Below are 13,037 nucleotides of genomic sequence, written 5' to 3' on the forward strand. Positions count from 1 at the left end.
ATCCGTTGCTGCGGTAATGGCTTCCTATTGGTTCCGCTTTTACAGCGGGTCACTTTCGAAAAGCCGGAATGCCGGCCCAGGCGAAAGTAACCAAAGCGCTCATGCCGGTATGACTCACCCACATGGGTCACAAATCAGTTCACACACATAGGTAACAGTTTTTAACTGGCATGGTCGATTTCCTGTGGAAACAGAATACCTGTGGGAGCAAAGCTTGCTCGCGATGGACGCTGTCTGACTCCCCCCGCCAAACAATCCAATGGAACCAGCCCATTCAGCGCTTTTCCAATCCGATATGCCCCGTATTTACCTGTGGGGCGCTTCGGAGAGGAAATCCCGATGAACAGCAAAGTCATGCTTCTGCTCGTCAGTCTGAGTCCCGGCCTGGCGATGGCTCAGGGATGCGACGTCACCACGCGATCCCAAAGCCCTTCCGTCCCCGTCGTCGAATCCCACATCTGTTACGAATACGAAGGCATGCCGGTAGATGCGATCAACTGGTCGTGCAGCAATGAAAGCCGGGAAATGCTGACCAGCACCAAGAAGAAGGTCGAGAAATGTGACGACCACTACCAGGCCACCTGCCTGGCGACGTTGACGCAGGAAACCCTGGCGAATCCGCAATCGACCAGCAAGGACAAGAACAGCCAGTCGATTAACATTCCTGACAATGCGCAGGTCAGCACGTTTTATTACGGGGGCGAGAACTTGCGCCAGTCAAAAATTGACTGCGAAACCGGCGGGGGCAGCTGGAAAGCCAAGTAATTGCAGATGTGATAACAAAAAGGGCCTGCATGAAAATTCTCATGCAAGCCCTTGATATAAATGGTGCCCGAAGCCGGAATCGAACCGGCACGCCCTTACGAGCGGGGGATTTTAAGTCCCATGCGTCTACCAGTTTCGCCATTCGGGCGGTAGCGCGGTCAAGCAGCCTGAAAATGGGCCAAGAAAAACTTGGCAAATTCGACGCTTGTGCAGCAGAGGTGGGAATATATACATCCCGAGGCGGTGAAGCAAGTTCGCGACCACCCTTTTCAAGACTAATTCTTTCCGCGTTGTCCGCTTAAATCTCTTCACAAATCATGGATCTACGCAGATTGTGTCGACTGGGTATTACCGTTGCGGGGCCGGAACAGACGCCAGCGCATGCTCGATAAACATCAGCAACTGTAAGCGCAACAGCGCGCTCCGACGCCGGTCACGCTGCGACGCAGTTGTGGCAAGTGGTGGTCGATCTCGGTCTGCCCGATGCGCTGATTCCCGAAGAAGACGGCGGCAGCGCGGCCAGTTGGCTGGAAGTCAGCGCGGTGGATATCGGATGTGCTCCAGCGCACTTTCCCGAGCGCAAAAAAAACCCGTAACTCACTGAGTTACGGGTTTTTTAATAGTGGAGGCCGAGGTCGGAATCGAACCGGCGTAGGTGGATTTGCAATCCACTGCATAACCATTTTGCTACTCGGCCTCAAAACATTTGCTGTCGTGTAGCGCAACATCAAATGTGTACAAACTTGGAGCGGGAAACGAGACTCGAACTCGCGACCCCGACCTTGGCAAGGTCGTGCTCTACCAACTGAGCTATTCCCGCGTCTTGGTGTGGCGCATTCTATAGAATCCAGAAGCCCCGTCAACCCCTTGATTCAAAAAAGTTTTATTTCTTTTCAACCTCGGTCTTCAGATGCGGCCAGGCAGCCCGCAAGTATTGGACCATCGACCACAAAGTCAGGCCTGCAGAGATCAGCAGCAGCGCGTAGCCCACCAGCACCCAGAAGGTGAAGTCCGATGGATTGGCCAGCAGGATCACCAACGCGAGCATTTGCGCGGCGGTTTTCCACTTGCCCAGGTTGGACACGGCGACATGCGCACGGGCGCCAAGCTCGGCCATCCACTCGCGCAAGGCCGAGACGACAATTTCGCGTCCAATGATCACGGCGGCCGGCAGCGTGAGCCACAGGTTGCCGTGTTCCTGCACCAGCAGCACCAGGGCCACGGCAACCATCAGCTTGTCGGCCACCGGATCGAGGAAAGCCCCGAACGGTGTGCTTTGCTCCAGGCGGCGAGCCAGATACCCGTCCAGCCAGTCCGTCGCGGCGGCAAAGGCGAAGACCGAGGCGGAGGCCATGTAGCTCCACTGATACGGCAGATAGAACAGCAAAATAAAGATCGGGATGAGCAGGACGCGTAGAACGGTAATCAGATTAGGGATATTCATCGGCACAACTGGCTACGAGGTGAGGTGGCATTCTACTCGCTGTGCAGATTTGCATAAATCAACTCTGCGAGCTTTTTACTGATTCCGGGTGCTTTGGCTATCTCTTCGATGCTGGCACGAGACAGCTCCTGCAATCCACCAAAATGTTTTAACAGATCCCGTCGACGGGTTGGCCCGACTCCGGCCACGCCTTCGAGCGTAGAGGTGCGACGGGTTTTACCACGGCGAGCGCGGTGACCGGTAATCGCGAAGCGGTGGGCCTCGTCGCGAATCTGCTGGATCAGGTGCAGTGCCGGCGAGTCGCCGCGCAAGGTAAATTCGTGGGCAGCATCGTTAAGGTACAGGGTTTCAAAACCGGCCTTGCGGGTCGCCCCCTTGGCCACACCCAAAAGTATGAGGTCGGGCACCGCCAGCTCGTTGAGCACGTCGCGAGCCATCGACAACTGGCCTTTGCCCCCGTCTACCAACAGGATGTCCGGCAGCTTGCCCTCCCCGTCCTTGAGCTTGCTGAAGCGTCGGGTCAGGGCCTGGTGCATGGCGGCATAGTCATCGCCTCCGGTAATGCCTTCGATGTTGTAGCGGCGGTAGTCGGACTTGATCGGCCCCTCAGGTCCGAATACCACGCACGACGCCACAGTCGCTTCACCGCTGGAGTGACTGATGTCGTAGCACTCCAGGCGCTGCGGAGGCTCGTCCAGGTTCAGCACTTCGGCCAAGGCATCGAAGCGAGCTGCAACATGTTGCCGGTTGGCCAGGCGCGCGCCCAGGGCTAGCTCAGCGTTGGTGACTGCCAATTGCTGCCAGCGAGCGCGAGTGCCACGCACCCTGTGGCTGATGGACAGTTCGCGACCGCGCAGCTCATCAATCGCCGCGATCAGCGTCGGGAAATCTTCATGCACCACATTGACGATCAACTCGCTGGGCAAGTCGCGCTCGGGACTGCTGATGAAGTAATGGCCGAGAAACGCCGCCATTACCTCTGAGACGTCTTCGTCAATGCCCACCTGCGGGAAGAAATTCTTGCTGCCCAGTACCCGGCCCCCACGCACGCTGATCAGGTGCACGCAGGCACCGCCCGGGTTGACGAACGCGGCAATCACATCGACGTCGCCGGTGCCGCCTTCCATGCTCTGCTGATCCTGCACGCGGCGCAGCAGGGAGATCTGGTCGCGCAGCTCGGCGGCGCGCTCAAACTCGAGATTGATCGCTGCTTCTTCCATGCCTGCCGACAGTTCGTCGGTCAGGGCATTACTGCGCCCTTCGAGGAACATCACCGAGTGCCGGACGTCCTGGGCGTACACCTCGGGCTCGACCAACCCGACACAGGGCGCCTTGCAGCGCTTGATCTGGTATTGCAGGCACGGGCGTGTGCGGTTCTTGTAGTAGCTGTCTTCACACTGGCGAACGAAAAAAGTCTTCTGCAGCAGGCTCAGGCTTTCGCGAATGGCCCCCGCACTGGGATAAGGACCGAAGTACTTGCCCTTGGCCTTTTTTGCGCCGCGATGAATGCTCAGTCGTGGGAATTGACCATCCGAGAGGAACACATACGGATAGGACTTATCGTCGCGCATCAGGATGTTGTAGGGCGGACGCCATTCCTTGATCAGCGTCTGCTCGAGCAACAGGGCTTCGGTTTCGTTGGCGGTGATGGTCGTTTCGACCTGGGCGATCCGTGCCACCAGAGCCGCCGTCTTGGGCGCGAGCCCGGACTTGCGAAAGTAACTCGACAGCCGACTCTTGAGGTTCTTGGCCTTGCCGACGTAGAGCAGGCGCGCATCGCTGTCGAACATGCGGTACACGCCAGGGCGCCCACTGACCGTGGACAGAAAAGCGCTGGGATCAAAGATTTCAGTCATTTCAGGCGCTGGCATCGACCATGCCGTGACGAACCGCCAACAGGGTCAACTCGACATCGCTGCTGATCGAAAGCTTTTCGAAAATGCGGTAGCGGTAGGTGTTGACCGTTTTCGGCGACAGGCACAATTTATCGGAGATGATCTGCACTTTCTGGCAACCGACAATCATCAGCGCGATCTGGATTTCCCGCTCGGACAATGCGTCGAACGGTGAATCGCTGGTGGGCTGGAACGACTTGATGGCCAGTTGCTGGGCGATCTGCGGGCTGATGTAGCGCTGACCGGCAAAAACCAGGCGAATGGCCTGGACCATTTCCGGCAGACCAGCGCCCTTGGTCAGGTAACCCGCCGCCCCCGCCTGCAACAATCTTGTAGGAAACGGATCTTCTTCGCACACGGTCACCGCGACTACCTTGATATCGGGATGGCTGCGCAGCAACTTGCGCGTCGCCTCGAGGCCGCCGATACCGGGCATCTTGACGTCCATCAGGACCACATCAGGTTTCAACTCGCGCGCCTTGAGCAGGGACTCTTCCCCGGACTCGGCCTGGCCGACCACTTGCAGGCCATCGATGTCAGCCAGCATTCGTGTAATGCCTGTACGAACGAGATCATGGTCATCGACTACTAGCACCCTAATCAAGCAGACACCTCACGCAATGGTCTTTGTGGTTGGCGGACACCTTAGCAAAAAGCGCCTGCCAGACCTAGCGCCAAGCGCCAACTAAAAAGTATCAATACGTTCTGCGAGGCTTGTCGCCTGCGTGTTTCAGGGAAATATGCGGCCGATGGCAATTTCTGATTGAATCCGCGCACCGGCCTCTAGTAAGCTCGATGCATCCACCGGAGACAGACCATGTTCAACGCCCCTGCACAGCTTCGTACCGCCAGCGCCCCGCGCTCGGTTGCGGCCGCCCGGGTGAATGACGTCTGTGCTCCGGCCAGCTTTTATTTTGGGTATTGGTTTAGCCACTGGCGCGCCTGATACCCACACGGCGCCCACTTTAAACGGGTCGCCACCAGAGATTTCTCAACCCCCGGTCGGCTTCCCGACCGGGGGTTTTGTTTTTTCGGCTCCACACATTTTTAGCGTCACACCAGACACCTTGAGGATTACCCAATGAACTACGCCACTTATTACCGTTACGACACTTTTACCGCCTGGCGATTTACCAGTCTCCGCTCGGGACAGCCTGCCGCCTCCGATCGGTCACCCACAGGTGGCAAGCACACACACGCAGCCAATCCGGCTAATTGTCGAACACCCCAGTAGGGCCGAGCGCGCGGGAACGACCCGCCACTCGCCCAGGAAGCCCCGATTATGAACTCGTCCGTCTCCGCTTTGCCGCTGTCCACCCTGAGCCCTGCCAACGAAGCACTGACCCTGCGCCTGCCCAGCTCGTTGCAACTCAAGCAGCAATTGCCGCTCAGTAACGCCCTGACCCAGCAAGTCGCCGCCCATCGCGAAGCCGTCCGCGCGATCCTCAACGGTGAAGACTCCCGTTTGCTGGTGATTGTCGGCCCTTGCTCGATTCATGACCCGCAGTCAGCCCTTGAATACGCCGCCCAGCTTGCACGCCTGGCCACCGAGGTCAGCGACGAGATGCTGCTGGTGATGCGCGCCTACGTCGAAAAACCGCGCACCACGGTTGGCTGGAAAGGCCTGGCCTATGATCCGCAACTGGACGGCAGCGACGACATGGCCGGCGGCCTGACGCTGTCGCGGGAGCTGATGCGCGAAATGCTCCGCCTCGGTTTGCCGATCGCCACCGAACTGTTGCAACCGATGGCGGCGGGTTACTTCGACGATTTGCTCAGCTGGGTGGCCATTGGCGCCCGCACCACTGAATCGCAGATTCACCGGGAAATGGCCAGCGGCCTGGGCATGCCCGTAGGGTTCAAGAACGGCACCGATGGCGGCGTCGGCGTCGCCAGTGACGCAATCCGCTCGGCCGCCCACCCGCACCGCCATTTCGGCGTCGACAGCCAGGGCCATCCGGCGATCATCCAGACCCAGGGCAACCCGGACACCCATCTGGTGTTACGCGGCGGACATCGCGGCCCGAACTACGATCGTGCCAGCGTGGCCCAGGTCAACAGTGACCTGACCCGCCTGAAGATTGCGAACCGGATCATGGTCGACTGCAGCCACGCCAACAGCGGCAAGGATCCGCTGCGGCAACCGGCGGTGTTCAATGATGTGCTGGAGCAGCGCTTGCAAGGTGATCGTTCGCTGATCGGGATGATGATTGAAAGCCATCTGTTCGAGGGTTGCCAGGCTTTGGGTGCGGACCTGCGTTATGGCGTGTCGGTGACGGATGGGTGTCTGGGTTGGGGCGCGACTGAGCGGTTGTTGCGGGAGGCTGTGCAGCGGATCAGGGCTCGGCGTTGACTGCTCTGAATGATGGTCTCGGCTGACGAGTACATACCCATTCCTGCGGTTACGACTTCTATTGGTTCCGCTTTTACAGCGGGTCACTCCATTCCTTCTGTAGGAGCTGTCGAGTGAAACGAGGCTGCGATCTTTTGATCTTACTGTGTACATATCCGTTACTGCGGTAACGGCTTCTATTGGTTCCGCCCTTACGGCGGGTCACTTGGAAAAGCCCCAAGTAACCAAGGGCTTCTTGCCCCACCACTCGGCACCTCGCTAATGCTCGGCGTGCCCTCACTCCGGCATTGCTCCGCGGGCCGCCGCGATGGCCCATCCATGGGCCAGCGCGGCTAAACCGGCATCCTTGCCGGTTTACCCGCTCCACAATGCCTGCGTTCGGCCATCGTGGTTAACGGGGCGTCCGCGATCAACAACCAGGCCGAGGCGGCCTGAGAGCCGACCTGACGGCTAGCTCGGCTGTGCATTAGCGGCGAGTGGCACATCCTTAACTGGAACACCCTGTGGGAGCAAAGCTTGCTCGCGATGAGGGATTGGCATTCAACATTTGTGGTGACTGGTACGCCGCCCTCGCGAGCAAGCTTTGCTCCCACAGGTGCCCCCTCTAACAGATATCACCTCCCAAAGGTGTCACCTCCAACAGGTATCACCTCCCACAGATTCTCATTTCAAATTCAGGGACGGTGCACGATCAAACAAGCGCAGCGCGCCGGCTTGATGCCTTGGTCGGCCCGAAGGCCGCCACGGCCCCGTTTGTGATCGCGGACGCCCCGTAAAACCACGCTGGCCGAACGCAGGCATTGCGTAGCGGGTAAACCGGCAAGGATGCCGGTTTAGCTGCGCTGGGCCAGGGACGGCCCATCGCAGCGACCCGCGGAGCAATGCCGGAGTGAGGGCACACCGAGCCTAGGCGAGGTGCCGAGTGGTGGGGCAGAAAGCGCTTGGTTACTTGGCGCTTCTCCAAGTGACCCGCTGTAAAAGCGGAACCAATAGAAGCCATTACCGCAAAAATGGATATATACACAGAAAAACAAGCAAGATCAAAAGATCGCAGCCTCGTTGCACTCGACAGCTCCTACGAAGGAATGGGGTAACCGTCCAATCCAAGCGAATTTTCTCACCCGCACAATCCATTTTCCCCCTCCGCGCGCGGCCTTTTCAGACAGCTCGCGCAGTAGGAGTACATTAGAGTGGGACGCAGAACACGTCCTGGAACTCGCAAAAAAAGGTACAAACCCATGCAACGGAATGCACAAACCCACTACCCGATCCTGCTGGTCCACGGGCTATTCGGTTTCGATCGAATCGGCCCGTTCGAACTCTTCCACGATATTCGGCCCGCCCTGATAAAGGCCGGTGCCAGGGTCTTCGTGCCGCACCTATCCGCCACCAACAGCAACGAGGCGCGGGGCGAGCAGCTCCTGGCGCAGATTGAGCGGGTGCTGGAAGGTACCGACGCGGAAAAAGTCAATCTGATCGGGCACAGCCAAGGTGCGCTGGCCTCGCGGTATGCCGCAGCCGTGAAACCGGAGGTCGTCGCGTCGGTCACCTCCGTCAGCGGCCCCAATCACGGCTCCGAACTGGCGGACTGTCTGCGCAAGGCGCTGACGCCCGGACGTCTGCCCGAGCAGGTGGCGGAGTCGATCGCCACCTTGTTCGCCGACTTCCTCTCGGTACTCAGTGGCAAGCCCGAAATGCCACAGAATGCCATCGCAGCGCTGAACGCCCTGACCACTGAAGGCGTTGGAACCTTCAATCAAAAATACCCCCAGGGCTTGCCGGATACCTGGGGCGGGATGGGTCGCGAAATAGTAGATGGCATTCGCTACTACTCCTGGAGCGGCACCCTGCAGGGCAACCTGATCGATGAAGGGCGCAATGCGCTGGATCCGCTGCACATCTTTTCCCGGGCGTTCTCCCGTTACTTCATCAAAGAGGCCGATCAGAACGACGGCCTGGTCGGTCGATATAGCTCTCACCTGGGCAAGGTGATCCGCTCCGACTACCCGATGGATCACCTGGACGCCATCAACCAGACCGCTGGACGCGTGCGCAAAGGCCTCGACCCGGTTGACCTGTATGTGCAGCATGCACTACGGCTACGAAAGGCCGGTCTGTAGGAACAATGGAACTTTGAGAAGAAATGGGCCACTGAATCCGGTAGGCTCACCACTTTACTGAACATTGATTGGAGTATTTTCCCATGCCTAAAGCCACTGCCCGTCACATCCTGGTTGCCAGCGAAGACAAGTGCAACGAACTGAAAACCCAGATTGAAGGCGGCGCAGACTTCGCCGAAGTCGCCAAAGCCAACTCCACCTGCCCTTCGAGCCGCCAGGGCGGTGACCTGGGTTCGTTCGGCCCGGGCCAGATGGTCAAGGAGTTCGATACCGTGGTATTCAGCGCGCCGATCAACACGGTGCAAGGCCCGGTCAAGACCCAGTTTGGCTACCACCTGCTGGAAGTGACCAGCCGCCAGGACTGATCAGTCCGCGCAGCTTTCGCCACAACGGCCCGCCTTTTGGTGGGCCGTTGTGTTTGGGACGAGTAATTCGGCTGGCGAGGGATGCGCCGCTAGCGTACAAATTACGCTTATCGACCACCCGGCTTTAAGGCTGACAATGCAACTGGCTTTCCCCACTTTATTATTCACTGCCGTGGCTCTGTTACTGGGCGCCGCCGGTGTGAATGCGGCCCCGCAACATGCGTTGACCGTGTACGGCGAACCGGCGAAGTACACTGCAGGCTTCAGTCACTTTGCCTACACCAACCCGCAGGCGCCGAAGGGCGGAACCTTGCGGCGTTCGGCGGTGGAGATCGGTCACTTCGACCACATGCTGCCGTACATCGATAAAGGCATCGGCGTCAGCCAGATCGATGGCCTGCTCTACTCGCCCCTGGCCCAGCGCTCGATGGACGAGCCCTACACGGTCTACGGCCTGGTGGCGCAGCAGATGGAGCGTTCCGCTGACGGCTTGTCACTGCGCTTCTACCTCAATCCCAAAGCCCGTTTCGCCGATGGCACACCCATCACCGCCGAAGATGTGCGCTACACCTACGACCTGCTGATGACCCAGGGCAGCCTGCGCTATCGCACCCAGTTCGCCGACGTCAAAGGGGTCGAGATCGAATCACCGCTGACGGTGCGGTTCGACTTCAAGAGCAACGAAAACCGCACCCTGCCACTGGACATCGCGACCCTGCCGGTGTTTCCCGAACACTGGTGGAAGATCCGCGACTTCGCCGGTGGCGGCGGATATGAGGCGCCACTCGGCAGCGGGCCCTACAAGGTCGGCAAGGTCGACTCCGGGCGCAGCATCACCTTCGAGCGCAATCCCGACTGGTGGGGCAAGGACTTGCCGGTCAGTCGCGGACTGTACAATTTCGACCATTTCAGCATCGAGTATTTCGGCGATACCGACGTGGCGCGTCAGGTGCTGCGCGGTGGCGCCTATGATTACAACCGCGAGTTTTCCGCCACTGGCTACTCCATCGGTTACGACAGCCCGGCCCTGCGCGACGGTCGCTTGCAGAAAGCCCACCTGGCCACACAGGCCCCGCAACCGAGCCAGGGTTTCGTGTTCAACCTGCAAAACCCGATGTTCCAGGATCGGCGCACGCGCCAGGCGCTGGCCATGCTCTGGGACTTCGAATGGAGCAACCGGCAGATGATGCGCAACCTGTACATCCGCCAGCAGAGCTTCTTTTCCAACACCCAACTGGCCGCACGGCATTTACCGGATGCTGCGGAGCTGGCGATCCTCGAGCCGTTGCGCGGGCAGATCCCCGACGAGGTGTTTACCCAGGTATTTGAAGCACCGAAAACCGACGGCAGCGGGGTGATTCGCGACAAACAGCTGCAGGCCCTGGACTTGCTTGAGCAGGCGGGCTGGAAACCGGAGGGTGATCAGTTGGTCAACGCCGACGGCAAACCGCTGAGTTTCACCTTCCTGGTCAGCCAGAACGGTCTGGACCGTTTGTTGCTGCCGTACAAGCGCACGCTGAAACAGATCGGCATTGACATGAACATCCGCCGCATCGACGCCTCCCAATACGTCAACCGCCTGATGAGCCGCGACTACGACATGATCGTCACCGGCTACCCGGTCACCACCTCCCCCGGCGGCGAGCTGCTCAATTATTTCGGTTCGGCCTCGGCCAACGACCCCGGCGCCAACAATTACATGGTGCTGAAAAACCCTGCGGTGGACAGCCTGGTCAACGGCCTGATCCGCGCCTCGACCCAGGCCGACATGCTGCGCTACGCCCATGCGCTGGACCGGGTGCTGCAGTGGAATTACTACTGGATTCCCAACTATTACCCGCCCGGCACTTCCACCGTGTGGTGGAACCGCTTCGGTACGCCCAACGAACAGGCGAGCAATGACGAAGCCATCGAAAGCTGGTGGGAAATGAGCACCACGCCGCTGACCAACCAGCAAATGACCGCTGAGCGCATCAGTCGCGGCAGACCCGGAGGACCGCATTGATGTGGGCTTACACACTTCGCCGTCTGCTGCTGATCATTCCGACCCTGGTGATTATCCTCCTGGTCAACTTCGTGATCGTCCAGGCCGCACCCGGTGGCCCGGTGGAACAGGCCATCGCCCACCTGCAAGGCATCGGCGGTGCGAGTGTCGGCGGCGGTTCCGGCGAGGCGCCCTCCGCCAGCTCACGGGCCAGTCGCGGGCTTGATCCGCAACTGATCAAGGAAATCGAAAAACAGTACGGTTTTGACAAGCCGGCCCATGAGCGCCTGTGGCTGATGCTCACCAGTTATGCCCGCCTGGATTTCGGCAAGAGCTTCTTCCGCGGCGCCACGGTCACCGACCTGATCCTGGAAAAGATGCCGGTGACCATTTCCCTCGGGCTCTGGGCCACCCTGATCACCTACCTGGTGTCGATCCCGCTGGGCATTCGCAAGGCGGTGCACCACGGCAGTCATTTCGACATCTGGAGCAGCACCGCGATCATCATCGGCTACGCGATGCCCGCATTCCTGTTCGCGATGTTCCTGATCGTGGTGTTCGCCGGTGGCACTTCACTGAACTGGTTCCCGGTGCGCGGGCTGGTCTCGGACAACTTCGAGTCGCTGTCCACCGTGGGCAAGATCGCCGACTACTTCTGGCACCTGGTGCTGCCGGTGACGGCCCTGGTGATTGGCGGTTTCGCCACCCTGACCATCCTCACCAAGAATTCCTTCCTCAATGAAATCACCCGCCAGTATGTCGTCACCGCCCGGGCCAAGGGCATGAGCGAGCGTCGGGTGTTGTACGGCCATGTGTTTCGCAACGCCATGCTGCTGGTGGTCTCGGGGATCCCCCAGGCTTTCATCAGCGTGTTCTTCGCCGGCTCGCTGCTGATCGAGGTGATCTTCTCGCTCGATGGCCTGGGCCGCATGAGTTATGAAGCAGCCGTCTCGCGAGACTATCCGGTGGTGTTCGGCTCACTGTTCATCTTCACCCTGTTCGGCCTGCTGATAAAACTGCTCGGCGACCTGTGCTACACCCTGGTCGACCCGCGCATCGACTTCGCCGCGAGGAACGCCTGATGTTCAAGCTCTCGCCGTTGGGGCGCCGCCGCTTCGAGCGTTTCAGGAAAAACCGTCGCGGGTGGTGGTCATTGTGGTTGTTCATCGGCCTGTTCCTGCTGACCCTAGGTGGCGAACTGATCGCCAACGACAAGCCGCTGGTGGTCAGCTACCAGGGCGACCTGTACTTCCCCGCCTTCAAGCGCCACACCGAGCAGGAGTTTGGCGGGCAGCTGCCATTCCAGGCCGATTACCGCAGCGAATATGTGCGCAAGCTGATCGAGAAGGACGGCGGCTGGATGCTGTTCCCGCCTATTCCGTTCAGCGACGACACGCCCAACTACGACCTGAGCAAACCCGCCCCGAGTCCGCCGTCCAGCGTGAACTGGCTGGGCACCGACGACCAGGCGCGCGATGTGCTGGCCCGGGTGATCTTCGGCGCGCGGGTGTCGATTCTGTTTGCCCTGATGCTGACTCTCGTCAGCGCGCTGATCGGCATCGCCGCCGGCGCCCTGCAGGGCTATTACGGCGGCTGGGTCGACCTGATCGGGCAGCGTCTGCTGGAGGTGTGGTCCGGGCTGCCGGTACTCTACCTGCTGATCATTCTCTCGGGCTTCGTCGAGCCGAATTTCTGGTGGCTGCTGGGAATCATGGCGCTGTTCTCCTGGCTGGCCCTGGTCGACGTGGTACGCGCCGAGTTCCTGCGCGGGCGCAACCTGGAGTACGTCAAAGCGGCGCGAGCGCTGGGACTGACTGATCGCAAGGTGATCGTGCGACACATCCTGCCCAACGCCATGAATGCGACCTTGAGTTATTTGCCGTTTATTCTGACCGGGGCGATTTCGACGCTGACGGCCCTGGATTTCCTTGGCTTCGGCATGCCCGCCGGCAGTGCGTCCCTGGGCGAACTGATCGGTCAGGGCAAGCAGAACCTGCAAGCGCCCTGGCTCGGATTGACCGCGTTTTTCACCCTCGCGCTGATTCTGTCTTTGCTGGTGTTTATCGGTGAAGCCCTGCGCGATGCCTTTGACCCACGATCATGAGAAACGG

Annotated in this window: 11 protein-coding genes and 3 tRNA genes; 8 read left to right on the forward strand and 6 right to left on the reverse strand. The window is 59.8% G+C overall.

Annotation, left to right across the window (positions count from 1 at the left end; all coding sequences use genetic code 11):
* The first annotated feature begins 339 nt into the window (after positions 1 to 339).
* The gene (locus tag ACYZTK_RS02660) at positions 340 to 765 is read left to right on the forward strand and encodes a hypothetical protein (RefSeq protein ID WP_462013009.1); all 426 of its coding nucleotides are present in this window, start codon (positions 340 to 342) and stop codon (positions 763 to 765) included.
* A 61-nt stretch (positions 766 to 826) separates the two neighbouring features.
* Here the strand turns inward: ACYZTK_RS02660 and ACYZTK_RS02665 are convergent.
* A tRNA-Leu gene (locus tag ACYZTK_RS02665) sits at positions 827 to 913 on the reverse strand.
* Between the two features lie 313 nt (positions 914 to 1,226).
* Here ACYZTK_RS02665 and ACYZTK_RS02670 point away from each other — a divergent pair.
* Complete coding sequence (locus ACYZTK_RS02670) at positions 1,227 to 1,361, forward strand: hypothetical protein (protein ID WP_462013010.1); 135 nt, start codon at positions 1,227 to 1,229, stop codon at positions 1,359 to 1,361.
* A 27-nt stretch (positions 1,362 to 1,388) separates the two neighbouring features.
* On the opposite strand, the gene ACYZTK_RS02675 is transcribed toward ACYZTK_RS02670, so the two are convergent.
* From ACYZTK_RS02675 to gacA, 5 genes are all read right to left on the reverse strand, one after another.
* Positions 1,389 to 1,462, reverse strand: a tRNA-Cys gene (locus ACYZTK_RS02675).
* Positions 1,463 to 1,509: 47 nt separating this feature from the next.
* Positions 1,510 to 1,585 (reverse strand) — tRNA-Gly (locus ACYZTK_RS02680).
* Positions 1,586 to 1,648: 63 nt separating this feature from the next.
* Positions 1,649 to 2,209 carry a CDP-diacylglycerol--glycerol-3-phosphate 3-phosphatidyltransferase gene (gene pgsA, locus ACYZTK_RS02685; RefSeq protein WP_045058294.1) on the reverse strand — a complete coding sequence of 187 codons (561 nt, stop codon included), beginning with the start codon at positions 2,207 to 2,209 and terminating at the stop codon, positions 1,649 to 1,651.
* A gap of 32 nt (positions 2,210 to 2,241) precedes the next feature.
* Positions 2,242 to 4,065: an excinuclease ABC subunit UvrC gene (gene uvrC, locus ACYZTK_RS02690; protein ID WP_462013011.1), complete on the reverse strand. Its 1,824-nt coding sequence runs from the start codon at positions 4,063 to 4,065 to the stop codon at positions 2,242 to 2,244.
* Position 4,066: 1 nt separating this feature from the next.
* Positions 4,067 to 4,708: a response regulator transcription factor GacA gene (gacA, locus tag ACYZTK_RS02695; protein ID WP_462013012.1), complete on the reverse strand. Its 642-nt coding sequence runs from the start codon at positions 4,706 to 4,708 to the stop codon at positions 4,067 to 4,069.
* Positions 4,709 to 5,386: 678 nt separating this feature from the next.
* Here gacA and ACYZTK_RS02700 point away from each other — a divergent pair.
* From ACYZTK_RS02700 to ACYZTK_RS02725, 6 genes are all read left to right on the forward strand, one after another.
* The gene (locus ACYZTK_RS02700) at positions 5,387 to 6,457 is read left to right on the forward strand and encodes a 3-deoxy-7-phosphoheptulonate synthase (RefSeq protein ID WP_462013013.1); all 1,071 of its coding nucleotides are present in this window, start codon (positions 5,387 to 5,389) and stop codon (positions 6,455 to 6,457) included.
* Positions 6,458 to 7,695: 1,238 nt separating this feature from the next.
* Complete coding sequence (locus ACYZTK_RS02705; protein ID WP_462013014.1) at positions 7,696 to 8,577, forward strand: esterase/lipase family protein; 882 nt, start codon at positions 7,696 to 7,698, stop codon at positions 8,575 to 8,577.
* An 83-nt stretch (positions 8,578 to 8,660) separates the two neighbouring features.
* Positions 8,661 to 8,942 (forward strand): peptidylprolyl isomerase, encoded by a 282-nt coding sequence (locus ACYZTK_RS02710; protein WP_462013015.1) that lies wholly within the window; start codon positions 8,661 to 8,663, stop codon positions 8,940 to 8,942.
* 136 nt (positions 8,943 to 9,078) lie between these two features.
* Entirely contained in the window at positions 9,079 to 10,947 is a 1,869-nt protein-coding gene (locus ACYZTK_RS02715) for an extracellular solute-binding protein (protein ID WP_462013016.1), read from the forward strand.
* Entirely contained in the window at positions 10,947 to 12,008 is a 1,062-nt protein-coding gene (locus tag ACYZTK_RS02720; protein ID WP_462013017.1) for a microcin C ABC transporter permease YejB, read from the forward strand. The genes ACYZTK_RS02715 and ACYZTK_RS02720 overlap by 1 nt, the downstream gene beginning before the upstream one ends.
* The gene (locus tag ACYZTK_RS02725; protein ID WP_462013018.1) at positions 12,008 to 13,030 is read left to right on the forward strand and encodes an ABC transporter permease; all 1,023 of its coding nucleotides are present in this window, start codon (positions 12,008 to 12,010) and stop codon (positions 13,028 to 13,030) included. The genes ACYZTK_RS02720 and ACYZTK_RS02725 overlap by 1 nt, the downstream gene beginning before the upstream one ends.
* Positions 13,031 to 13,037 lie beyond the last annotated feature (7 nt).

It is taken from the genome of Pseudomonas sp. LB3P31, assembly GCF_054897945.1.

Bases quoted from the DNA above. Each gene is read 5' to 3' on its own strand.
- ACYZTK_RS02660 (WP_462013009.1), top strand. From the start codon at position 340: ATGAACAGCAAAGTCATGCTTCTGCTCGTCAGTCTGAGTCCCGGCCTG.
- pgsA (WP_045058294.1), bottom strand. From the start codon at position 2,209: ATGAATATCCCTAATCTGATTACCGTTCTACGCGTCCTGCTCATCCCG.
- uvrC (WP_462013011.1), bottom strand. From the start codon at position 4,065: ATGACTGAAATCTTTGATCCCAGCGCTTTTCTGTCCACGGTCAGTGGG.
- ACYZTK_RS02700 (WP_462013013.1), top strand. From the start codon at position 5,387: ATGAACTCGTCCGTCTCCGCTTTGCCGCTGTCCACCCTGAGCCCTGCC.
- ACYZTK_RS02705 (WP_462013014.1), top strand. From the start codon at position 7,696: ATGCAACGGAATGCACAAACCCACTACCCGATCCTGCTGGTCCACGGG.
- ACYZTK_RS02710 (WP_462013015.1), top strand. From the start codon at position 8,661: ATGCCTAAAGCCACTGCCCGTCACATCCTGGTTGCCAGCGAAGACAAG.
- ACYZTK_RS02715 (WP_462013016.1), top strand. From the start codon at position 9,079: ATGCAACTGGCTTTCCCCACTTTATTATTCACTGCCGTGGCTCTGTTA.
- ACYZTK_RS02720 (WP_462013017.1), top strand. From the start codon at position 10,947: ATGTGGGCTTACACACTTCGCCGTCTGCTGCTGATCATTCCGACCCTG.
- ACYZTK_RS02725 (WP_462013018.1), top strand. From the start codon at position 12,008: ATGTTCAAGCTCTCGCCGTTGGGGCGCCGCCGCTTCGAGCGTTTCAGG.